Origin of the sequence: Paraglaciecola marina (assembly GCF_004360155.1) — a bacterium.
GTDB classification, from domain to species: Bacteria; Pseudomonadota; Gammaproteobacteria; order Enterobacterales; family Alteromonadaceae; genus Paraglaciecola; species Paraglaciecola marina.
Genome location: NZ_ML178726.1, coordinates 1 through 23,855, shown reverse-complemented (window position 1 = coordinate 23,855; position 23,855 = coordinate 1). Strand labels below are relative to the sequence as shown.

General features: G+C 40.8%; 16 protein-coding genes. 7 read left to right on the top strand and 9 right to left on the bottom strand.

Annotation, left to right across the window (positions count from 1 at the left end; genetic code table 11):
- Window positions 1-73 precede the first annotated feature (73 nt).
- From EOK74_RS05000 to EOK74_RS04990, 3 genes are all read left to right on the top strand, one after another.
- Window positions 74-1,450 (top strand): MFS transporter, encoded by a 1,377-nt coding sequence (locus EOK74_RS05000; protein WP_133468827.1) that lies wholly within the window; start codon window positions 74-76, stop codon window positions 1,448-1,450.
- Window positions 1,437-3,821, top strand: a complete 2,385-nt coding sequence (locus tag EOK74_RS04995; RefSeq protein WP_239024018.1) for a GH36-type glycosyl hydrolase domain-containing protein — start codon at window positions 1,437-1,439, stop codon at window positions 3,819-3,821. The genes EOK74_RS05000 and EOK74_RS04995 overlap by 14 nt, the downstream gene beginning before the upstream one ends.
- A 357-nt stretch (window positions 3,822-4,178) precedes the next feature.
- The gene (locus tag EOK74_RS04990; RefSeq protein WP_133468826.1) at window positions 4,179-4,964 is read left to right on the top strand and encodes a substrate-binding periplasmic protein; all 786 of its coding nucleotides are present in this window, start codon (window positions 4,179-4,181) and stop codon (window positions 4,962-4,964) included.
- A gap of 37 nt (window positions 4,965-5,001) precedes the next feature.
- Here EOK74_RS04990 and leuD read toward each other — a convergent pair whose 3' ends face one another.
- From leuD to leuA, 4 genes are all read right to left on the bottom strand, one after another.
- The gene (gene leuD, locus EOK74_RS04985; protein ID WP_133468825.1) at window positions 5,002-5,625 is read right to left on the bottom strand and encodes a 3-isopropylmalate dehydratase small subunit; all 624 of its coding nucleotides are present in this window, start codon (window positions 5,623-5,625) and stop codon (window positions 5,002-5,004) included.
- 17 nt (window positions 5,626-5,642) lie between these two features.
- Window positions 5,643-7,055 (bottom strand): 3-isopropylmalate dehydratase large subunit, encoded by a 1,413-nt coding sequence (leuC, locus tag EOK74_RS04980; RefSeq protein WP_133468824.1) that lies wholly within the window; start codon window positions 7,053-7,055, stop codon window positions 5,643-5,645.
- 77 nt (window positions 7,056-7,132) lie between these two features.
- On the bottom strand, window positions 7,133-8,221 hold the full coding sequence (leuB, locus tag EOK74_RS04975; RefSeq protein ID WP_133468823.1) for a 3-isopropylmalate dehydrogenase: 1,089 nt from the start codon (window positions 8,219-8,221) through the stop codon (window positions 7,133-7,135).
- 6 nt (window positions 8,222-8,227) lie between these two features.
- On the bottom strand, window positions 8,228-9,802 hold the full coding sequence (leuA, locus tag EOK74_RS04970; protein ID WP_133468822.1) for a 2-isopropylmalate synthase: 1,575 nt from the start codon (window positions 9,800-9,802) through the stop codon (window positions 8,228-8,230).
- A 467-nt stretch (window positions 9,803-10,269) separates the two neighbouring features.
- On the opposite strand from leuA, the gene EOK74_RS04965 reads away from it, so the two are divergent.
- A complete protein-coding gene (locus EOK74_RS04965; RefSeq protein ID WP_133468821.1) occupies window positions 10,270-12,159 on the top strand; it encodes a bifunctional acetyl-CoA hydrolase/transferase family protein/GNAT family N-acetyltransferase in 1,890 nt (629 codons plus the stop codon).
- Window positions 12,156-13,079, top strand: a complete 924-nt coding sequence (locus EOK74_RS04960; RefSeq protein WP_133468820.1) for a histone deacetylase family protein — start codon at window positions 12,156-12,158, stop codon at window positions 13,077-13,079. Before EOK74_RS04965 ends, EOK74_RS04960 begins: the two co-directional genes overlap by 4 nt.
- Before the next feature lie 7 nt (window positions 13,080-13,086).
- On the opposite strand, the gene EOK74_RS04955 is transcribed toward EOK74_RS04960, so the two are convergent.
- The 4 genes from EOK74_RS04955 to EOK74_RS04940 all read right to left on the bottom strand — a co-directional run bounded on the left by EOK74_RS04955 (window position 13,087) and on the right by EOK74_RS04940 (window position 17,876).
- On the bottom strand, window positions 13,087-13,737 hold the full coding sequence (locus tag EOK74_RS04955) for a GDSL-type esterase/lipase family protein (RefSeq protein WP_133468819.1): 651 nt from the start codon (window positions 13,735-13,737) through the stop codon (window positions 13,087-13,089).
- The gene (locus EOK74_RS04950; protein ID WP_133468818.1) at window positions 13,734-15,458 is read right to left on the bottom strand and encodes a DUF885 domain-containing protein; all 1,725 of its coding nucleotides are present in this window, start codon (window positions 15,456-15,458) and stop codon (window positions 13,734-13,736) included. The genes EOK74_RS04955 and EOK74_RS04950 overlap by 4 nt, the downstream gene beginning before the upstream one ends.
- Before the next feature lie 413 nt (window positions 15,459-15,871).
- On the bottom strand, window positions 15,872-17,497 hold the full coding sequence (locus EOK74_RS04945; protein ID WP_133468817.1) for a PepSY-associated TM helix domain-containing protein: 1,626 nt from the start codon (window positions 17,495-17,497) through the stop codon (window positions 15,872-15,874).
- 7 nt (window positions 17,498-17,504) lie between these two features.
- Window positions 17,505-17,876: a hypothetical protein gene (locus EOK74_RS04940; protein ID WP_239024017.1), complete on the bottom strand. Its 372-nt coding sequence runs from the start codon at window positions 17,874-17,876 to the stop codon at window positions 17,505-17,507.
- Between the two features lie 66 nt (window positions 17,877-17,942).
- Here EOK74_RS04940 and EOK74_RS04935 point away from each other — a divergent pair, with 66 nt between their 5' ends.
- Window positions 17,943-20,273: a TonB-dependent receptor gene (locus EOK74_RS04935; protein ID WP_133468816.1), complete on the top strand. Its 2,331-nt coding sequence runs from the start codon at window positions 17,943-17,945 to the stop codon at window positions 20,271-20,273.
- A 1,740-nt stretch (window positions 20,274-22,013) separates the two neighbouring features.
- On the opposite strand, the gene EOK74_RS04920 is transcribed toward EOK74_RS04935, so the two are convergent.
- A complete protein-coding gene (locus EOK74_RS04920) occupies window positions 22,014-22,463 on the bottom strand; it encodes a GNAT family N-acetyltransferase (RefSeq protein WP_205964520.1) in 450 nt (149 codons plus the stop codon).
- 258 nt (window positions 22,464-22,721) lie between these two features.
- Between EOK74_RS04920 and EOK74_RS04915 the strand changes: the two genes are divergently transcribed.
- Window positions 22,722-23,639, top strand: a complete 918-nt coding sequence (locus EOK74_RS04915; protein WP_133468814.1) for a LysR substrate-binding domain-containing protein — start codon at window positions 22,722-22,724, stop codon at window positions 23,637-23,639.
- Window positions 23,640-23,855 lie beyond the last annotated feature (216 nt).

The window sequence follows — 23,855 nt, the reverse complement described above, 5'->3', positions numbered from 1 at the left end:
AAACGTTTTCATTAATGTAATAGCATTGTGTTTATTATGTTTTAAAGTTGTACGTTTAATTAAGGTGTACTTGATGACCGATAAATCTTCAAACCAAAAACTTACTATTTTTGAAAAAGTTGGATATGCCATGGGGGATGTAGCCTCTAATTTTTATTGGCGTGTGTTTGATGTTTTTCTCTTTATTTTTTATACCGATGTTTTTGGTTTATCTCCCGCTGCTGTTGGTACTATGATGTTGGTGACTAGGCTCATTGATGCCTTTTCTGACCCTATAATGGGGGCCATGGCCGACCGTACTCAAACTCGCTTTGGTAAATTCAGACCTTATTTACTGTGGGGCATTATCCCAATTGCAGCCGCTGGTATTTTAACCTTTACCGTGCCTGATTTAGATGAAGGCGGTAAGCTTATTTGGGCTTACTGCACCTATATATTTATGATGTTGGCTTATACCTTTATCAATGTGCCCTACGGTGCCTTGTTAGGAGTAGTTACTGCTGATAGTCAGCAACGTACTACCTTAACTAGTTTTAGATTTATTGGGGCATTTTCTGGCGGGACTTTAGTGGCCTATATGACTCCTAAGCTGGTGGAGTGGTTAGGTCAAGGTAATGAAGCTTTAGGCTGGCAGCTCACTATGACTGTGTACGGCTTTGTGGCTTTAGCATTATTTGTGGCTACCTTTGTTGCTACCAAAGAGCGTATCAGCCCGCCTGTAGGGCAACAAACACCTGTTATTCAAGACATCAAAGACTTGTTATCGAATAAACCTTGGATCGTGTTATTTTCTTTGGCCTTGGTGATCATGATGACTATTTCATTACGGGGTAGTGTGGGGACATTCTATTTCAAATATTATGTAAATCGTGAAGAGTTAATTGGTACCTTTTTAACTATTTACATGATTTCTCTGGCTGTTGGTGCAGCCAGCACGCCTTTACTAACTAAGTTCTTGGATAAGAAAAAGCTCTTAATGTTACTAATGGCCTTAGTCGCCATATTATCAACCGTGTTTTATTTTGTTCCCAAAGACCAGATTTGGCTAATGTATTCTTTACAAGGGGCTATTGGTCTGTGTCTTGGTCCCAAGTCGCCTTTGGTTTTTTCTATGTACGCCGATACGGCCGATTACTCTCAGTGGAAAACCGGAAGGCGTGCCACGGCTATGGTTTTTTCAGCTGCGGCGTTTGCGCAAAAATTAGGTGGTGCTCTAGCCGGAGCCATGATTGGCTGGATGTTAGGGGCGTTAGGGTATGTAGCTAACCAAAGTCAGAATGCTGGTTCAGAGCAAGGTATAGTTTTACTCATGACGCTTATTCCTGCTGGGTTTGCTGTATTAGCGGTGTTTGTGGTGCGTTTTTATACCTTAGATGAAGCCCAAATGGAAACATTACATAAAGAACTTAAATTTAATGAAACACAAGAGGTAGACAGTGTCAGTAATTGATCCATCAATACTTGAGTGCCATAACGGCGGCGCAAGTTATAGCTTAAAAAGCCCAACTGTATTACCAAACGCCAGTGCATTTTTGTGGAATAAAAAAATGCTAATTCAGGCAAATTGTCGAGGCTATGCTATCGCACAGTTTATGCAACCAGAGGCTGGAAAGTACGTTTCTGGTCCTGCCTTAGAAGCAAAAACCTTTATGCAACCAGAGCAACCTTATTACGCTCATCATCCTGGTCGCTTCGTATATGTGAAAGACAATGGTGACGGTTCGATATTTTCTGCACCTTATGAGCCGGTACGTGCTCCATTAACACATTTTGAGTTTATTCCTGAACCTCATCAGATAAGCTGGGTATCAGAATATAAGCAAATCAGAGTGACTTTATGTTTACGTCTACCTACAGAAACTGCTGTGGAATGTTGGCAGGTTAAGGTTGAAAATCTATCTGATGTTGAGCGAGACATTAGCGTTTATCCATATTTTCCTGTGGGATATCGTTCTTGGATGAATCAGTCTGGATTGTTTAATGTTGACTTAAATGCAGTCGTTTGCAGAAGCATAGAGCCATATCAGAAGGTGCAAGACTACTTTAAAAACCAATGCTTACATGAGCTCACTTTTTTAACTTCAGATGTTAAAGTTGATGCTTGGGAGACCAGTCAGCATATTTTTGAAGGCGAGGGCGGCCTGCATCAGCCTAGTGCTATTTCTGCTAAAAGTTTAAGTAATAGTGAAGCAAATTATTGTACTCCAACTGCTGTGATGCAGTTCAATATGCTGCTAAGTAAAGCTGAAACAAAAACAATCAACTTACTATTTGGCCCAGCGAAAGATCATCAACAAGTAAGCGAATATAGAAGCTCACTTTTACAGGTTGACAGTTTTGATACTTTTGCAACCCAGTACCAAGGTTATCTGCAAAAAGGGCGGGGTGTTTTGCAAGTAGAAACCCCTGACGCAGAGTTCGATGCATATGTTAATCATTGGTTAGCAAGACAACTTTATTATCACGGAGACGTAAACCGCTTAACTACAGATCCGCAAACTCGTAATTATTTACAAGATAATATGGGCATGACCTATATCTTGCCAGAGGTCGGTCGTGCTGCCTTTATACGAGCTTTGAGTCAGCAAGCCGCAACAGGTGAAATGCCCGATGGTGTATTGATAGCCGAAGGTGCTGAACTTAAATATATCAATCAGGTTCCCCATACTGACCACTGCGTATGGCTACCCATATGCTTGAAAGCCTATTTAGATGAAACCGCAGATTATGCCATGTTAGACGAATTGGTTGGTTTTAGTGATGGCGAAGAACAAGCGACGGTTGCTGAACATATTATTCGAGCCATGCAATGGTTAGCAAAAAGTCGCGATGAAAGAGGCTTAAGTTATATCAATCAAGGTGATTGGTGTGACCCTATGAATATGGTGGGCTACAAAGGCAAAGGTGTCTCTGCATGGTTAACTTTAGCTTCTGCATATGCCATTAATGTCTGGGCTGAAATTGAGCACAGCGCATTATCAGAGCATTCGGCAGATACAAAAGTACTGTTAACCCAAGCTGAAGAAATGAACCAAAAGGTGAATGCCTACTGCTGGGCAGGAGACCGTTTTGCTCGTGGTATAACTGATGATGGCAGAGTGTTTGGTACTGAAAAAGACGAGCAGGGCCAATTATTCCTTAACCCACAAAGTTGGGCGTTTTTAAGCGGTGCTGCGAGTAACGAACAAGTGCCTTTAATGTTGCGTGCCATAAGTGAAAATTTAGAAACCCCCTATGGTTGCATGATGCTGGCACCCAGTTATACCCAAATGGTAGAAGATGTAGGTCGGGTCACCCAAAAATTCGCTGGCACCGCTGAAAATGGCTCTGTATATAATCATGCTAATGCGTTCTATATTTATAGCTTGTATACCTTAGGCGAAGATGACTTAGCCTTTCAGGAGCTTAAAAATATGTTACCTAATAGTGATGATATGCAGCAAAGAGGTCAGTTACCTTTGTTCATTCCCAATTATTACCGCGGTGCATATTACCAATACCCAGCAGAAGCCGGTAAATCAAGCCAGTTATTTAATACAGGTACAATCTCTTGGTTTTATCGTTGTTTAATTGAAAACTTATTCGGAGTTGTTGGTTGTAAACAAGGTTTAAAAATAACTCCACAATTACCGAGTCATTGGGAAACGGCTAAAATAAACCGAGTTTTTAGAGGTGCAACCTTCGATATTAAGTTTACTCGAGAAAAGAGCTGCAACAAGCAAATGGTTTGGGTAAATGAAGTCTTACTTGATGGTGATTGTATTAATAATGTTGAGTCAGGACAGACATATCAGGTGAAAGTGACCTTACCAACCCAGTAACCTTTACCTTTTGTTTTTTAATATAAGGTGCAGCTAGTTTTGCTAGTCTGTGCCTTGCACCTAACTCCTCTGACTTTTCCTTTCTCGTACTCATTATTGATTAAAGTAAGTGGCAAGTTAGACTATTAAAATTTAGGCTGCTGAACTAAACTTATTTTTAGAATAGTTTTAAGCTATTGATTTTCTTTTTATTATTCTCATTCATATTAAAAAGTGATCTCTTAGCATGTATCCAGCGTTTCTTGTACTGAGTTTCAGTTTGTAATTATGAAGACCGAATGCCTAGAGCAAGAATGTTTTAAATAGGCCTATTTAAGTTGTAAGTGAGTGGGCGGTTATTATTTCAGGTTAGTATTAATGCCTTTTTTGACGTGCACATTAAAATATATTTTTAGTTTAACTTGGGGTTTTTCTCGCTTGTTAATGATGGCCTTAGGGGCAAATGTTGCCCATGCTGAGAATACTAAAATACACGTTGTAACTGAATATTTTCAAAACTACCAGCTCAAAACTGAAAGCGGCCAATTGAGTGGTTTTGCTGTAGAAGTGGTTGAGGCCTTATTCGATAAAACAGAGTTTACTGCGGACATTAGTGCTTTACCTTGGAGCCGCGCCCTTAAAATAGCGAAAGAAGAAAAAAACACTTTAATTTTTTCTATCGCTCGTACTAAAAGTCGCCAGAAGTACTTCACTTGGATTGGTATTTTAAGCAGTGAGCCACAGTTTGTTTGGGCTTTGAAAGACAGATTTCCTAATAAATTTTTGCAGCAAGAAGAGTTAATTCCCTATCACTTTGTTGTTATTCGAAACACGAACCCAGAAGATATGTTGACTGAACGGGGCTTTACTAATCTTGTGAGGGTATCTTCTGAGAGTCAGTTGGTGGGTATGTTATACAAGCACAGGGCCGACTTTATCGCGAGTGGTGAAAGCGTGATGCGGAACAGGTTACGAGCTCAAGGGTATGCTTTCAGCGATATTACGCCTGTGTATAATTTTGAAGATCTCAGCACTGATTTAGGATTAGCTTTTAATATAAATACGGATCCTAAAATTATTACTGTTTTTCAAAAAGCATTTCTAGAGATGCAACAAAGTGGTGAGTTATCGAATTTTAAAGAAAAGTGGAATATCAATTATTAAAGGTGACGATATTGGCGTCACCTTTAATCAATGATAGCTAAACTTGTTGCCAAGCGGGGCGACTATTTTCAAAAGCACTGATTTGCGCGTCTAACTCTAAGGTTTGACCTATAGCATCAAGGCCTTTTAACAAATTAGTTTTATGTTGCTCTGCAATTTCAAAACTAAAACTGTGATCTCCAACAACTACAGTTTGCTGTTCTAAATTAACTGTAATACTGGTAGTTGGGTCTTGTTTTACTAATGAGAATAATATATCCATTTGTTCACTTTTAAGCTGAACGGGCAGTAATTGGTTGTTGATGCAATTGCCATAAAATATATCTGCAAAACTCGTGGCAATAAGTACCTTAAAACCGTAATCATCTAAGGCCCAAGGGGCATGTTCACGGCTTGACCCACAACCAAAGTTTTCACGAACTAGTAAAATACTCGTGCCTTGGTGCTCGGGTTTATTTAAAGAAAATTCAGGGTTTAATTCCTGCTCATGTAAATCCAAATAACGCCAATCATGGAATAAATGTTTACCATAACCGCTGCGAGTTACAGCAGTTAAAAACTGCTTAGGGATAATTTGGTCAGTATCGACATTCGCTTGATTTAATGGCGCTGCGGTACCTGTGTGTATGTTTATCCCAGCAGGAGTGGTTTGAGTTGTCATAAGTCTATCCTCTTGGGTTATTGATAGTCGCGAACGTCAGCGAAATGGCCAGCCAATGCAGCAGCAGCTGCCATAGCAGGGCTAACTAAGTGAGTACGCGCACCACGGCCTTGACGACCTTCAAAGTTACGGTTACTAGTTGATGCGCAACGATCGCCACTTTGTAGAATGTCGTCATTCATACCTAAGCACATAGAACAACCAGGTAAACGCCATTCAAACCCAGCTTCGATAAATATTTTATCTAACTGTTCTTGTTCAGCTTGTTGCTTAACCGATACTGAGCCAGGTACCACAATTGCAGTAACACCTTCAGCCACTTTTCCTTGCTTGGCAATGGCAGCCGCAGCGCGCATATCTTCAATACGGCCATTGGTGCAAGAGCCTATAAATACGTTGTTTACAGCTAAGTCCGATAGTTTCTGACCAGGAGTTAAGTCCATGTACTTAAGGGCTTTAACTGCAGAGTCTTGGTCAATTGGGTCGCTAAAGTCAGCTACCGCTGGTACAGGTGTGTTCACGCCTATAACTTGTCCTGGGTTAGTTCCCCAAGTGACTTGTGGCGTGATGTCCGCTGCATTTAGTTCAATAATCGAGTCAAAGCTTGCGCCTTCATCAGTGACTAGGCCTTTCCAATAGGCAACTGCTTGGGTCCAGTCATCACCTTTAGGGGCGTATTCACGGCCTTCTAGGTAATCAAAAGTAGTTTGGTCTGGTGCGATTAACCCTGCTTTAGCACCGGCTTCGATACTCATGTTGCAGACTGTCATTCGTTCTTCCATGGTCAAAGCTGAAATTGCTTCTCCGCTATATTCAATAACGTGGCCTGTTGCGCCAGCGTGACCAATAGCACCTATGATAGCTAAGATAATATCTTTAGCTGTAATACCAATAGGTAGGCTACCGTTTACCTTCACTAGCATGCTTTTCGCTTTGCTTTGTTTTAAGGTTTGAGTTGCAAACACATGCTCTACTTGTGATGTACCAATACCAAAAGCGAGCGCGCCAAATGCACCATGAGTCGCTGTGTGTGAATCACCACACACTACCGTCATGCCGGGCTGAATTAAGCCGAGTTCAGGCCCCATAACATGGACAATACCTTGCTTCTGGTGACCTACAGGGAATAAAGAAATACCGTGTTTCTGACAGTTATTAGCAAGGGTTTGTAGTTGCAACTGATTTGTTGGACCACAAGCATCGATTGCTAATGAACGGGTAGAAATACTGTGATCCATAGTGGCGAAGGTGCGCTGCGGGCAGCGTACTTTTCTGTTTTTGTCATCAAGGCCTGCAAAGGCTTGAGGAGAGGTCACTTCATGAATTAAGTGACGGTCGATATACATTAGTCCTTCACTGCCGACGGCTGAAGAGGTGTTTTTATCGATGGCATGGTCTTGCCATATTTTGTCGTATAAGGTTGTCGCCATTATGCGTACTCTTTTGGTTGTTTGTTACTATAGGGCCTTTTATAGGAAGGCCACACTTTAATTAGGCATTGAATTGCTTATACAATTTGTGCCACTACGTAATCGCCTACGGCACTGGTGCTCTTAGCTTGGTCGCGGTTTTCTGGGGCTAATAATTCGCCCGTTAATATGCCGTCACTTAAGGTCTTCTGCACTGCAGCGTCAATAGCATCTGCAGCTGCAACTTCGTTCAAACTATAACGGAGTAACATTGACAGTGATAAGATTTGAGCAATTGGGTTCGCTATGCCTTTGCCTGCGATATCTGGGGCTGAACCGCCAGCTGGTTCGTACATGCCGTAGCCATCACCATTAATACTGGCTGAAGGAAGTAAGCCCATAGAGCCTGTAATCATTGCGCATTCGTCAGAGATAATGTCCCCAAACAAGTTTGAACATAACATCACATCGTACTGGCTGGGCTCACGAATGAGTTGCATAGTCGCATTATCAATATAGATATGCTCTAGCTCAACTTCTGGATAATCTTTAGCGACTTCTTCGGTGACTTCTCGCCATAGGCGACTGCAAACTAACACGTTTGCTTTATCAACTGAGGTCACCTTTTTGCTGCGCTTCATCGCAGCTTCAAATGCAGTAATAGCGATACGGCGGATCTCTTTACGGCTGTAACGCATGGTGTCATACGCAAACTCTTCTTCGCCAGAGCCTTCTAACCCTTTTGGTTGCCCAAAATAAATGCCACTGGTTAACTCACGCATAACTAATACATCAAAGCCACTAGCGGCAATGTCTGCACGTAAAGGTGAAAGGTTTTCAAGACCAGGATAAATCTTAGCTGGACGTAAATTACTAAATAAATCAAAATGGCCACGCAAGGCTAATAAAGCTGCACGTTCTGGTCTTTCTTCTAAAGGCAGACTGTCCCACTTAGGGCCACCGATAGAACCAAATAATATGGCGTTGGCTTCTTCACACCCTTTAAGAGTTTCTGGTGGTAAGGCTTGGCCGTGGTTATCGATAGCAATACCACCTACATCAAAATCGTTCAGCTCAAAGTTAATGTCGAATTTTTTGCTTACTGCGGCTAATACTTTTTTGGCTTCGACCATGACTTCAGGTCCGATGCCATCGCCTGCCAATACTGCTAACTTATAGTCAGACATTATTTTTTATACCTCTGAATTTTGAATGTTTTGTTGTTTTTGCTGATCGATTTGGTCAGCTAAATGTGTATTGTTGAGTACGTAAATAAGGGCTTTTACGCCAGATTCAACTATATCAGTGGCCAAACCTATACCATTGAATCGTCTGCCATTGTACTCGGCTATGACAGATACCTGAGCAAGGGCATTTGCGCCTTCGCCTTTTGAATCGAGTTTGAAATCTACAATGTCTACATTTTCGTGACCAAGTACTTTAGTGATTGCGTTGTAAGCTGCGTCGACTGGGCCGTTTCCGATCGCGGACTCTGTGATATCTATTTCGCCAACTTGCATACAAACAGTGGCGCTAGGAATGATCTCTTTACCTGAGTTTGCTTGTAAGTACTTAAGCTTGTAATGCTCTTCATCTTGTTTTTGCTGACTAAAAAACAACAAGGCTTCTAAATCGTAATCAAATACTTGGCCTTTTTTGTCGGCTAGTTTAACGAATGCTTCGTAAACCGTTTCTAGGTCGAAATCAGATTCCTTGTAACCTAATTCAAGCAATCTGTGCTTGATAACATGGCGCCCAGAACGAGACGTTAAGTTTAGGTTGTTCTTGTTTATGCCGACACTTTCTGGTGTCATGATTTCGTAAGTGTTTTGCCCTTTTAACACGCCATCTTGATGAATGCCTGATGAGTGACTAAAGGCATTTGCGCCTACAATTGCTTTGTTTGCCTGTACTGGCATATTGCAAAGGTTGCTGACTAATTTTGAAGTACGAGATATTTCTTCACTTTTGATATTGGTTTTTAAACCTAAGATTGCTTCTCGGGTTTGCAAAATCATAGCAATTTCTTCAAGTGAGCAATTACCTGCACGTTCACCTAAGCCATTAATAGTGGCTTCTACTTGTCTTGCACCTTGTTCAACGGCAGCTAGTGAATTAGCAACAGCTAAACCCAAGTCATTGTGACAGTGGACAGAGATAGTCGCTTTGTCTATGTTAGGCACGCGGTTATACAAGTTTTGGATAATGCCCCCAAATTCAGTGGGTGTGGTGTAACCAACTGTATCTGGGATATTCACTGTGGTTGCACCAGCGTTAATAGCGGCTTCAACCATACGGCATAAGTAGTCAATGTGTGTACGACCAGCGTCTTCACAAGAAAACTCCACATCGTCAGTATATTTACGTGCGTGTTGTACGGCCTTAACGGCCATTTCTACTACTTCATCCTGTGATTTACGTAACTTGGTGTTCACGTGAATATCAGATGTGGCGATAAATGTGTGAATACGAAAGCGCTCTGCAACTTTTAATGATTCGCCACAGGCATCAATGTCTTTAGCCAAGGCACGCGATAAACCACAAACAGTGGCTGTTTTGATTTCTCGGGCAATGGTTTGTACAGATTGAAAGTCACCAGGAGAAGATACCGGGAAACCAGCTTCGATTATATCTACACCAAGACGTTCCAGTGCCAGAGCAATTTTTAATTTCTCTTTAACGCTCAAACTAGCCGGAAGCGCTTGTTCGCCGTCCCGCAAGGTGGTGTCGAAAATCTTGACTTGGTTAGTGTTAACCCCGTTAGACATACCTTTCTCCTAATTGGTCTTTAAATTCACTTTCATTAATATTTAAAACACATACAAAAAACCCGTGCTGAGCACGGGTTCTGTAAACTGGTTAACGCTTGCTTACAACCTACCCGTGCAGTCTTGCTGCCAGCAGGAGTAATGTAGAAAAAATGGCGTTATTCATGTTTTAAATTCTTTAAAATTATATGTAACAAATTTGAGGCGTATTTGTAACCCGTTAGGCCGCTCAGGTCAACTGAAATAGGCCTAAAGCATATAACTTAAAAATATAAATTTAAATTTTTGTAGGGTTTTTAAGGAGCCTTAAGTGAGTTTTACAATAAAAAACAGTGCGTGGTATGAAAATGTCACAGTTTTAAGCTTCTATTAATTTATTAGCTTTAAAAATAACTGCTGTAGATCAAATAATTTGCCCAAGAATATTGTTAACATAGTGTTTGAATTTTTACATTAGGTGATTTTTTATGTCCCTTGTTAAACATCAATTCGATAGAAAAGTTGATTGGCATAGCTTACTTGATTCCGGTAATCGAGTTTTTATCGGTTCTTACGCTGCTGTCCCTAATGCATTAATTGATAGCTTGATTGAAGATGCAAAAGGGCTAAACGATATTGAGCTTACCCATATGGGGACCTTGTCTGATGACAAGTGGGCCTTACCCGAATACGCCTCAAGATTTAAAGTGAATACCTTTTTCATTCATGGTGACACAGTAAGGCAAGCGGTAGATGAAGGACGAGCTGATTACACCCCATGTTTTTTATCAGAGGTGTCAGGGTTATTTACCAGTGACACCTTACCCTTAGATGCCGCATTGATTATGGTTTCACCTCCTGACGAGCTAGGGTATTGCTCCTTGGGTGTGTCGGTAGACGTAGTTATGTCAGCAGCGCGGGCGGCTAAGCATATTATTGCCCAAGTTAACCCGTCAATGCCCAGAACATGTGGCCAAACATTTCTACATATAAGTGAATTCAGTGCTTGTATCGAAGCTGAGCAGCCACTGCCTGAAGTAGACATGTCGGAAACATCAAAAATTGTTGATCGCATCGGTCAATATACAGCCATTCTTATAGATGATGGGGCCACTTTACAGTTAGGTATTGGCAAAATTCCAGATGCAGTAACCCGTTATTTGTATCAACATAAAAACCTTGGAATTCATTCTGAATTATTGTGTGATGGTTTAGTTGATTTAATCAAAAGGGGAGTCGTAACCAACAGGTACAAGACTTTTCACCCGGGTAAGACGGTAGTGAGTTTTTGTTTTGGATCTAAAAATTTGTATGACTTTGTAGATATAAACCCCCATGTTGAATTTTATCCGTCTGGTTACGTAAATAAACCAGCAAACATTGCAAAAAATGACAATATGGTGTCAATCAACAGCGCACTGCAGGTTGATCTTAGTGGACAAGTTGTGGCTGATTCAATTGGTTATGACTTTTACAGTGGTATTGGTGGTCAAGTCGATTTTGTAACCGGAGCGTCAAAAAGTAAAAACGGCAGACCCATTATTGCGCTACCATCTACAGCGAAAAATGGTGAGGTTTCTAGAATTGTAGCCACCTTATCCGAAGGTTCTGGGGTGGTAACATCAAGGGGGAATGTGCATTATGTGATTACTGAATTTGGAATAGCCAGCCTACAGGGTAAAAGTGTACGCGAGCGCGCTCTAGAGTTAATACGTGTTGCACACCCTAAATTTAGAGATGAGCTATTAGCTAAAATTCGAGAAAAATATTGGGTCCCCGACTACCAAACACGTACACCAACCGATATCCCAGAATTAGGTGAAGTGCAGATTTCACGTATTCAGTTTCAGGATCAGCAATTCTATATGCGGCCACTAAACCCTTCAGATGAACGCCGTCTACAAGAGTTTTTTTATTCTCATACTAAAGAAACCATTCGTATGCGTTACAACTTTACACCGGGCCAAATGACCCGAGAAAAGTCGTGTGACTTGGTTAGTGTTGATCAAAGTAAAGACGTTGCGTTAACAATTGTTCAAGATGACGGTTCTAAAGTTCGAATTGAAGCGGTGGGGCGTTATTATCTTTACGAGCAGCAAAATTCATGTGAAGTGGCCTTTGTTACCCGTGAAACTAACCAAGGTAAGGGTATGGCAAGTCGTTTGTTAAGAGCCATGATAGATATTGCAGAAAAACGTGGTTTAACGAGCATGTTTGCGTTAGTAAAAAATAATAATTTACCGATGATTTCTGTCTTTGAACAATTTGGCTTTGTGCGGAAATTTGATTCAGAGCCAGGAGAGATTGAATTGGTAAAACGTTTAAATCTTGATGCTGTCGAACTTGCACCTGACATTAAAAATGGTGGCTTGCTATGACAGTGACTATTATGCGTAGTCCTAAGTGCAATCTGCATAATATGGGGCCAGAACACCCTGAAGAACCAGCTAGAATGCATAAAATCAATGACCAAATTATTTCATCTGGTTTGGAGCCGGTGGTGCATTTTGCTTACGCCAAAGCCGCCCCCATATCTGCATTAGAGCGGGCTCATGATAAGGACTTTGTTAAAAGTGTATTCGATAAAGCGCCTAAAGATCCTGATGAAAGGGTTTGGCTCGACGAAGACACTATCATGATGCATAGAAGTTTAGATGCTGCTTTACATGCGGCAGGTGCAGTGGTTGACGCCGTTGATTTAGTCATGTCAGGACAAACTAAAAGTGTATTTTGTGCGGTTCGTCCACCGGGTCACCATGCGGGGCGCGCTAATTCTTCAGGTTTTTGTATTTTTAACAATGTCGCTATTGGTGCAATGCATGCCCTAGAAAAGTATGGCTTGGAGCGAGTCGCTATTATCGATTTTGACGTGCATCATGGTGATGGCACACAAGATATAGTAAAAGATGATGAACGTATTTTGTTTGGCTCCTCTTTCCAACATCCATTTTTTCCATTTTGTGGTGATGAGCCTAGTCGAGAAGGTATAATTAATGTACCTGTGCCAGCTGGAACAAGCCCAGAAGACTACAGAGAGCTCATTAAACACTGGTTTACAGCTATTGATGAGTTCAGACCTCAGATGATATTTATATCAGCTGGGTTTGACTCACATGCCGAAGATGACATGGGGCACCTGCGTTTAGTTGAAAGTGATTATGCATGGATAACCGAGAACCTCAAAAGTCTAGCTGAAAAACACTGCAAAGGGAGAATTGTATCAGTGCTTGAAGGGGGATATGCCTTGAGTGCTTTGGCCAGAAGCGTAGTAGCTCATGTTAAAGTCTTATCAGGTTAAGTCTTGTTTATTTGTTTGCAATCTTTGCGTTTACTTCTTTCGCCCAGATCACGTATTGGGTTGCGTTGGGGTGCAGCAAGTCTGGCATAACCGACTCTAACAACTCTCCTTTATTGGTCAGAAAGTGGTGGTTAATATTGAGCCACAATATTTGTTCTCTATTGCAATAGTGACAGATAATCGCATTTGTCTCATCTACTGCTTTACGCATTCGTTTTGCTTGGTTTCGGCTTCTAGGAAAAATAGCCATTAGAATCACTTTACTCGTAGGTAATCGTGTTGTGATTTCTTGCAGTATTGAAGTAATGCCGGCAGCCGTTTGAGCTGGAGTGTCATGTCTGTGCCCTGGGTTGTTAGTGCCAATCAAAAGTACGACCCAATCAGGTGATAATCCCTCTAATTCACCATTTTGAATGCGCCATAATAAATGCTCTGTTCGGTCACCCGAAAACCCAAGATTAATTGCATGTTTTGAGGCAAAATGTTCTTGCCAAGCTTGTTCGCCTTCTACCTCCCAAGCGTGAGTGATCGAGTCTCCTAAAAATAGTATTTTAGCTTTTTTGTTGACCGTTTTAACTTCTTGGCACTTTTGCTGGTGGCGCAGTTGCCACCAGTCTTCGGAGCGCGCTACTGGGATAACGGCAAGATGTTCAGTCATATGCTTTGCTGTAATGCTATCCAATCATTGATCACGTCTTCTAATACCGCCATAGGTAACGAGCCCTGACCAATAACAGTGTCGTGAAAGCTACGAATATCAAATTTTGCACCAAGTGTTGTTTCTGATTTTGCTCTTAATTCTCGAATTTTTATTTCGCCCATTTTGTAAGACAGGGCTTGTCCAGGCCAAGATATGTAGCGGTCAATTTGATCGGCAATAGACTTTTCGGTAAGGGCGGTATATTTAGACAAATAATCAATAGCTTGTTGGCGGCTCCACCCAAAGGCGTGGATGCCAGTATCGACTACTAAGCGCGCTGCTCGCCATATCTCGTAGCCTAAACGTCCAAAGTCGCTGTAGGGATCTTCATAAAAACCGGCTTCTTTACCTAAACGCTCTGAATATAACCCCCAGCCTTCTCCAAAGGCAGAATGACTCAAAGTCCGTCTAAAATTAGGTACATTCAGCTCCATGGCAATAGCGTTTTGTAAATGGTGTCCGGGAACGGCTTCGTGCAAGCTAAGTGCTTCTAAGTTATACAAGGGTTGCTGCGAAGGTACAGAGGTTAAAAAGTAGGTCCCCGGAGAGCGGCTATCGGGCGGCGGCATGTAAAAAGCGCCCCGAGTCGCAGAGCCCTTTATAGTAAAAGTGTTGCGGGGTAGGTGGCCAAAAAAGCTAGGTAGTTTGCCGTACATTTTTTGGGTAATAAAGGCTGTTTTTTCTAATACATCTTGTGGATCAGGTGCATAAAACTGCGGGTCGGTGGCGAGAAAGTTTAAGAACTCAGCATAGCTACCTTTGAATCCTACCTGGTCAATAATCGCCTGCATTTCTTGACGAATACGTTTTACTTCACTTAGGCCTAGTTTATGGATTTCTTTTGGCGTGGCATCTGTAGTGGTGTAATAGTTAGCCGCATATTTATAATAATCAGTCCCGCCTTTTACGCTGGCTATTCCCGCTTCTTTGCGGCAATTTGGCATGTATTCATTTACGAAAAAATCATAAAAGTCTTGATAGGCGGGGATAACTTTTTCTGCCAGTAAGCTAGCTGCTTGCTTACTATATTGGGATGTTTGTTTTGCAGTAAACTTGGCTGGATAGCGAGTGAATGGCTCGTACATCGCACTAGCTTTTACATCTTCTACAATATGTTTGCTTATGGTGTGATGATAGTTTTTAAAGCTTTCACAGTAGTGCACAAAACCTGCTGCGACACCTGCTTTCATTAGGTTAATGTTTTCTTGGTTAAAGCGAGGGTAATCGCTAAGGCTTATAAGAAAATCGTCATAATCCTGAGTGCTTAAAAATGCCATATTAGCCGGCGCTTCGGCAAAATAGGTGTGCCACCCACTTAGAAAATTAACAGGGAAATATTTGTCTTGGTATTGATAGCTTGAAGCTTCGGTCTCACGCTCGTATTTGAATAAGCGGAAATTCATTAATTGCTCAGCACTAAGATCTGTGGGATTTATTTCACTCAGTTGTTGTAATACATTTTGGTTGTATGTTTCACGGCGTTTAAAGGCTTCAGGGGTAAACTCAGCCAGTTTTCCCTTTGGTTTCCAACCGTCAGGATCAGTACGAAAAAATACTTTTTCTTGGGTGGCAAACTGCCAATGTTGATCAATTATTTTTGATAAATCTTCATCAGCACTAGCCAAGGATTGTGAACTTAGTAAAGCGAATAGGGATAAGGATAGTAATTTTTTTAGCATAAACTGCCTTTGAGTAAGAGCGACTTAATCCACCTTTACAGGTGTCATTGCAACGAGTGTTGTGGCTCAGATTAATACAAATTTTAGGAATATAACAGGGAGCGATTACACAGGGATGTTTGCTGGTAGACATTGTCTAACCAGCAAGAAAAGACAAATAGCGCAAGTTGAGATTTTTCTATGCGCGTTTCTGATATCCCCTCAAAAAAGTGACACACATACCTAAGAGGGCGAACATAGCCAAGAATATAAAGAAGCCTCTAGCTAAGCCATAAAGATTACAAAAGAGTATGAGTGCAGCAAAATTAATGGCAGTCCCAAATACTTGGTTTGAAATTTTATTGGTTAAGGCGCCATCTCGGTTGAGTGAAAATATGCCTATAGTGGTTAAAATAATTGCGATAAATAACATGCTAGGCCTCTCTTTCAATGGCGGTTTGAGGTACAGAGGTAGTGCTTAGTTCATGGCGTTGCTGTGACATTTTGTTATAGGAAACCAATAACAGTGTACCTAAAAACAGCATAGTCAAATCGACCGAGACGGATACATAGTGCTGGGTCTCAAATACATTGAATACATGACTACCAGTGAATAACCCATCTAATGGCATAATAAGTACCATGAGTAAGCCACTTCCTAATATTATAATTTTTAAAGCCAGTGCCTGCTTTATAACAAATGGCAATATGATTGCCCCTAACCAGACGCCAAAAAAGGTCTTGAAAATCAAGCTGGTATGGTCTTGTTCTGGGAGAGTTTTATCGAAAATTAACTGAGCAATAAACAAAGCCACAGTGGCCAGAACAATACCACCACAGCTACCAATGAGCAGTTTATTAAAGTTTTGGTAGGTACGTTTACTATGGGTGGGGTTTTGTGCGTTTAACCCCCGCTCAATCCAAAGCATTAAGCCTGTAATGGGAACCAGTGCAGTGGATAACCCTAGTATTGCCCAAATACACTTTACAAGTAAGCCTCCAAAGTTTCCAAAATGTAACGGGAACATGGCGTCCAATATTTTGCCTGTTACCCCTTCTAAACGGCCAAAATTAGCTTGTGTTCTTATATATTCAGCTGTGGCACCATGAAATACTAAGGTCTCGCCTCCCAACTGTTCACTGCCATCACCAGAAATATACACAAGGGCATTTTGGTCGCCGTACCCCATGATTGCTACATTGTCGAAGGTTAAGTCAGGTCGTTTTTGAATACTAATGTCTATTATGTCTGCTAATTTTGTTGGTTGGGCAACATTGGCGACGATTGGTGCTTTGATAGCGGTGAAGGTTTCGAGTAATTTTTCTTGATCACCATTAAAGCCAACATAGGCTGCTGCAGGGACCAAAATAACAGTGGCTAAGCCTAAAAATGCGCCGGTAAATGCGATAACAGAATGAAATAACACAGCCCAAACACTCATGACTTTATGGCCATCGTTTAACATCAAGGAAAATGTCTTAGATACTCTAAAGGTAAATAACTGAGCCAGAATTTTTCTATGAATGAATAGTCCTGTAACGATAGATACCATCAAGGTCAGCCCAAGCAAGCCAGTTAAAATAAGCCCTACAGGCCTACCTAGATGTAAATCGGCATGGAAGTGGGCTAGAAACGTCGACATGTCGTATTTCTCTAGTTCAAAAAATGTGTCCATGTCATTTTTGGATACCAAGCTCCAGTTTAGGGGGTGAAATTCAAATACGGTTCCTTTGTGCTCTTCACCTCCTTCAGGGGTTTCAAAGTGACCTTCGTAAATCACCCTAGCGGTTTCTGACAGCCGAGCGCTAGGCAAACGAATGTGTACTTCTTCTAAGTAATCAGGCCCTACTTTTTGCGCGTATTGTTCAATAGTGTTTTCTATTTTATGAGACTGAATAGGAATTTCTGCTCTGATTTCTTGATTTGACCAAATCTTTAATTCAGGTCGAGTAAACACGGCAACTGCACCACTAAATGCAATGACAAATAGCAATATTCCGGTAATAAGCCCTACCCATGAGTGCAGAGTGTAAAGTTTTTTTATGGTGATGCTTTTCATTTAAGTGCTACTCCGCGCTCAACGCAAAGTAAATACATGCGATATGGATGAGAATTAGTGTGGCCATTACCAGCCATACTTTAGTTACAGACTTTGCCATATAGCTGTATATGAATAGGGCAGTCCAAATAAATGGAAAAAATAAAGTAGGCAGCCCAATAGCATCATTTTTATGAAAGGGGAGGTAAGTCGCCATGCCAGGGATCATAACAACCGATGTAATCAAGGTGAGTACAATTGCTAAGAAGGTGCGGTTCTTAAATCCATTAAAAGTAGTATTTTTACGTTCCATAGGAAAAGTTAAAGCTTTAGCGATTAAAACACTAAAAATACAGTACTTCGAGCTTCCTTGCAAACAGTAATCATTATCACTTGCCATTGATAATGATTATCAATTAATGTTAAATTTCCACAAAATTCGGCCATTCATAATCATGGAAAAGTAATGAAATTTAGAAAATTAATATTAGGGATTAATGCAGCAATGTTGGCTGCTTCATGTAACACGTTAGCTGAAGAGCCAGTGAACTTAGAAAAAATTATGGTAACTGGGCAAAAAATTGATAGAACACTGAAAGAAACACCTAATAGTGTTGTAGTGGTGACTAATGAGCAGTTAGAAAAACAGAATGCGCAAAATATTACTGATGTATTTACAGGTATGGCAAATGTCGCAGGAGAGTTAGGTCAGGGATTTAATATAAGAGGTATTGACGCATTTAATGTGTCTGGTGGCGGTAATAGCTACCTTGTGACTATGTATTTAGACGGTGCTCCTTTACCTTATCGGGTTGCAAATAGTGGTGCAGTTCCTGTTTGGGATTTGAGTCAAATTGAGGTTTTCCGAGGACCACAGTCAACCCTGCAAGGACGTAATGCTTTAGCTGGCGCTATACATTTAAGAACACAAGATCCTACCTATGAATGGGGAGGTAAAGCCAAGTTAACCCTTGGAAACCTAGGTCAAAAAGAGTATGCCTTTGCTGGTGGCGGTGCGTTAATTGATGATTTGTTGGCATTTAGGGTCTCGGTTGAAGATAAAACCTTAGATGGTGATATCTATAATGAGACTCGAAATGAAGAATCAAATTATGAAGAGTCTGCCACTATTCGCGGTAAGTTACTGTTTCAACCTACAGACGATCTAACCGCCTTACTGACTTTGACCAACACCGAAAGTGAGTTAGGACCGCAATGGGCGACCTTTAATTATGGGGAGTCTGTTTATGACCGAGAAACTTGGTTCAACTCAGATATTTGGTCTAGAACAGATACAGATATAGCTACCTTAGAAGTCACTTGGGATATTTCAGACGAACTATCTTTAGTGACAGTGCTAACGACAAACGAATCTGAGTACGGATACAACTGGGATGGTGATTTAACAGCAGAACAATTGGTTGCTGACAACGAATATAACAGAGTAGATAAAACTCATAGTCAAGAACTACGTTTAACCTACGACGGAGACAAATTAGAAGCAGTAGTAGGCTTTTATGCGTCACAATTGGCGGTATCTGACTTAGCCACAGGTGAACGTTACATTGGGTTAGAAAGTGCCATAGGTGTGGACTTTTCAACCGCGGTTGTGGGCTTTTTAATGCAAAATGGCTTTGATCAAGCGACGTCTATTGGGTTAGCGGGCCAAGTTGTTCCCCTATATCCTGATATTGATCCTATTGTTTTATCGTTAAACTCAAGCCTTACCCAAGATGTGGACTCCATATCTTTGTATTCGGATTTTAAATACTCACTTACAGATTCAATTGATATTTTAGCCGGGCTGCGCTTTGACAATGAAGAGCAAACGAATTCCTCCGATACTATATATCTTATAAATAATACCCTGCCAGACCCAAGTGTGTTTGATGCACAAACAGGGTTACTTATCAGTGGTATTAATGCTTATTTGACTAGTTTTGCTGATTCAGCCTCGGGAGTCGAGCCGCCATCTTCTGCCGACTTCGATGCATTTTTACCGAAGTTAGGTATTAGTTACCATGTAAATGACAAGATAACTACCAGTTTGATTTATCAAAAAGGTTACCGCTCTGGTGGTGTTGGCACTAATACCGCCGACAACTATTTATATACATATGATGCTGAATACACAGACAACCTTGAGCTGTCATATCGCTCGGTTTGGTTAAATGGAAGTTTGATGTTAAATGCCAATGCCTTCTATACAAAATGGACTGATCAACAAGTGCAAAACCAGTTGTCTACTCGTCAATACGACATAGTGACCCAAAATGCTGGTGAGTCTGAAGTAAAAGGATTTGAAGTCGAGGCATATTACTATCCAACTAGTCGATTATCTGTCAACGCAGGTTTAGGTTATGCACATTCAGAATTTATAGACTTCACCTACAACATTGCCGGGACAGACATTGAAAGAGATTTGTCAGGGCGTTCTTTCGCTGATGCGCCGCAGTGGACCGCTAACATAGCTGTAGAGTATGAGTTTGAATCAGGTGTGTTTACTAATATCAACGCAAGTTATCAAGATAAGTCTACGGCTTATTTAGATCCTGAGCGCTCTTTGGGAGTCGCAGGGCTCGATCCTCACAACGATGGCAGAACGTTAATTAATGCTCAAGCTGGATATGATTTCGGCAACTTTTTAGTGAGAGTAGATGTACGCAACTTGCTCGATGAGGAATATATAAGTCAGTATTTCTCTGACGCAGTGGATTCAGATGCGGTTGATGCTTATGGGGACCATCAATTAGGCCGCGCACGGCAAGTAAGTGTGAGCTTGCAGGCTAAGTTTTAATTATCTTGAGGGGAGTATTAATACCTCCCCTCAAATAAATTTTGGTAGAGTAAACTTACTAGTAGACAAGGCGATAGATCGAATATAAATTAACCAATCACGATGTTCGAGTCGTGAACAATTCAAAGAGCTTACAATTCTGTAGTTTCTTTTATTTTCTCACTTGAAAAGTGCATGCGGTATATGGAAGAAAGGATTTTTTATTAAAAGGATATAGCAATGAATAAATGTGATTATTTTTCAAAAATAACCTACGTTCTCCCTCTAGTATTTTTAGCCGCATGTGGTGGCTCCTCAAACAATAACTCTATAGAAGACCCTGTTAATTCGGTGGCAACCGCCGAAGGTGTATTTATTGATAGCCCTGTTGAGGGCTTAAATTATGTATCTGGCAGTATTGAGGGTACAACCGACGCTAATGGTGTTTTTACCTATGAAGTGGGGGAGGAGATTACCTTTAGTGTCGGAGATATCGTAATTGGAAGCGCTACTGGAGCTGCAACTTTGACTCCTCTATCATTAGTTGATGATGCGCTAGACGAGACAAACCCTACCGTTGTTAACATTGCCACATTTTTACAAACGTTAGACGATGATGGTGATCCGGAAAATGGCATTACTATTACTGAGATGCAACATACTGAAGCAACCTCCCTAACCATTAACTTTGAACTCAGTATTTTTGATTTTGAATATGATGCAGATGTGCAAACCGCTGTTAGTCTGTTGACCTCGGTAAGTTACGCTGGCGCTAGGGCACTTATTTCTGCTGATGACGCTTTAGCTCACCTTCAAGGGAGTCTTGGCATCGAAGTAGAGGATGATGTTGCTGATGACGATATAGTTGACNAGTAGAGGATGATGTTGCTGATGACGATATAGTTGACGATGACGTCGTAGAAGATGACGTCGTAGAAGATGACGTCGTAGAAGATGACGTCGTAGAAGATGACGTCGTAGAAGATGACGTCGTAGAAGATGATGTCGTGGAAGATGATGTCGTGGAAGATGACGTTGTAGAAGATGACGTTGTAGAAGATGACGTTGTAGAAGATGACGTTGTAGAAGATGACGTCGTGGAAGATGACGTCGTGGAAGATGATGTTGTAATTGATGATAGTGACTACGGAAGCATTGCCATTTCTGGTACCGATGCAGCTACCATAGGTTCTCCATTAGTCGTTGAGTCCGCGGTTTATGGGCGCGATGACCTAACCAATTTAGAAACCTCTGTGGTCATGACAGGTATGGGTATTACACTAGGTGAAAGGGGTGATAACTTTCTCTTTGATTTCGCAACGGCTACTGATGGGTTTATAATTGTGGTGGGTGATTTATCACTATTCGATGGCGGTATCATTATCTCGATGACGATTATGAAAGACTCAATAGAATACGACTATGTTTGTGATTCTGAATGCAACACTATTCTTGACTTAGAAAACCAAACTGTGACATTTAACGATACGGTTGTAAATTACGATAGCAACCCCGCATTAACGCTAAATGGCACCGTCAGCTGGGAATATGAGTAGAGTGCTATTGCCCATTCAAGCTTTGTTGAGTGGGCAAAACCCATCAGATGAATAATTGGCGTAAGTAAATCAATCAAACCAGCACCTTAAATGCTGGTTTTCACTTAATGTCGGCATTGGGTGAGAGATGTCGAATAAACTAAATTATTGTTCTTATTAATAAATCTCACAGACTGAATGTGTTAATTTTCTATAGTTGGACAGATTAGTGGTGAAGGGCTAAAAAATAGCTTATGTAGTCTTGCTTACAATACCCCTTTGACTTGTATAACTTTTGTGCGCCAGCATTCGTTTTTGCTGTTTGTAAAAATATTCCCTTTGCTAGTGTTTGCTTAGCGTGTTGTTGTGCGTGGTTAAGTAACTTTGAGCCTATTCTGAGATTTTGGTATTCAGGCAAAACATAGAGATCATTTAAAATCCAAGTGCGATTTGCTGATACCGATGAAAAACTGGGATACAACTGAGTAAACCCCAGCTGTGTAGACTTACCTTTAGCTACAAAAATAACCGACTCTTGATTTGAAATACGGTCAATTAAAAATGCCTTGGCTAATTTTATGTCGCTAGTTTGTTTGTAAAAAACACGGTAATTATCAAATAAAACACTTAGCTTTTCTATATCTTGTAGTGTTGCCTGGACGATCTCAATTTTCATTTTACATTCTCTTTTTACGTAACTCTTACTTATAGTTTGACTGCTGATGGGTGTTTAAAGCCTTTCCAATTTTATTTAACCATAAGTTTAACTTTTTGGTTCTTGTGGCTGATTTGTTACTTTGCTTAGACTCTTTGTTTGTGTAGGTGCTAGGTGTTTTATTTGACATCTTTATTCTCCATTTGATGGAGTACATTCTGTGTTTTTTGTGGCAGTATTACGAACAATCAAAATTTGCCTTTAATATAAGTTAAACTAATGGATAAGCGCTTAAGACATATTGCGTTATTACGCTGTTTTGATGCAGCCGCTCGGCATCAAAGCTACAGTTTAGCGGCTAATGAATTGTCTATTACTCAGGCTGCTGTGAGTCAACAAATTAGAAATCTCGAAGCACACTTTAAAGTGAAGTTATTTAATCGAGAAGGTCGTGCTATGCGATTGACAAAACAAGGTAAAACTCTGTCGGCATCTGTGGCTAAAGCATTTAATGAGTTGTCTTACGGATTTGATCGCATTCAGGCCGAGCCTGAAGCAGGCGTGTTAACCGTTACGGCATCACCGTCATTTTGTTCTAGGTGGTTGGTACCTAGGCTTTGGAAGTTTTCTGCTTTATATCCCAAAGTGCAAGTTAGGGCGTTAGCCTCTCCCCAATACGAAGATGTTCGCCATTCAGATATTGATGTGGCTATCCGCCAAGGTGAAAAGCAGGTTAATAACGTACATCAAGAAGTGTTGTTTGTTGATCCTGTTTTTCCAATATGCTCGCCTAGGGTCTACCAAGATGAAAAGCTAACGACGCCTGATAAGATCAATCAGTGCCGCTTGGTTGAAGCTATTAACTCAGGGCAAGTTGGTTTTAGTTGGAAAGACTGGTTTAAACTTGCGAAGGTGGATATCGAGCCTAACTGTTATAAGTGGGTGGAAGTGACCACTTGGGAAATGGGCATCAATGCAGTATTGAGTGGTCATGGAGTTTTTTTAACAGCGGGTAGTATGGCGCAAGATTTAATTGACTCTGGAGCATTAATTAAACCCTTTGATATTCAAATAGAACCAGGGTTAAAGTTTTCACTATTATATGATGAAGAGTCTCCCAGAATAAACAGAATTAATGTCTTTACCGAATGGTTGAAAATAGAATTAGCTGCAAAAAACGCCCAAAAAAAAGCCTGATAACAAATCAGGCTTAAAGGAGCACACACATAAAAACTATATATTCAGAGTTATTAAACTAGCATAAGTTCAATTTTAAGGTTGTTTTTTTTACCTAAAAGTGGCGTTACATAATGGTTTTATTTTAAATAGGCCAAAAAAAAGCCTGATAACAAATCAGGCTTAAAATGAGAACATGTCTCATCCTGAAATACGTTGACATAAAGAGGACTTCTT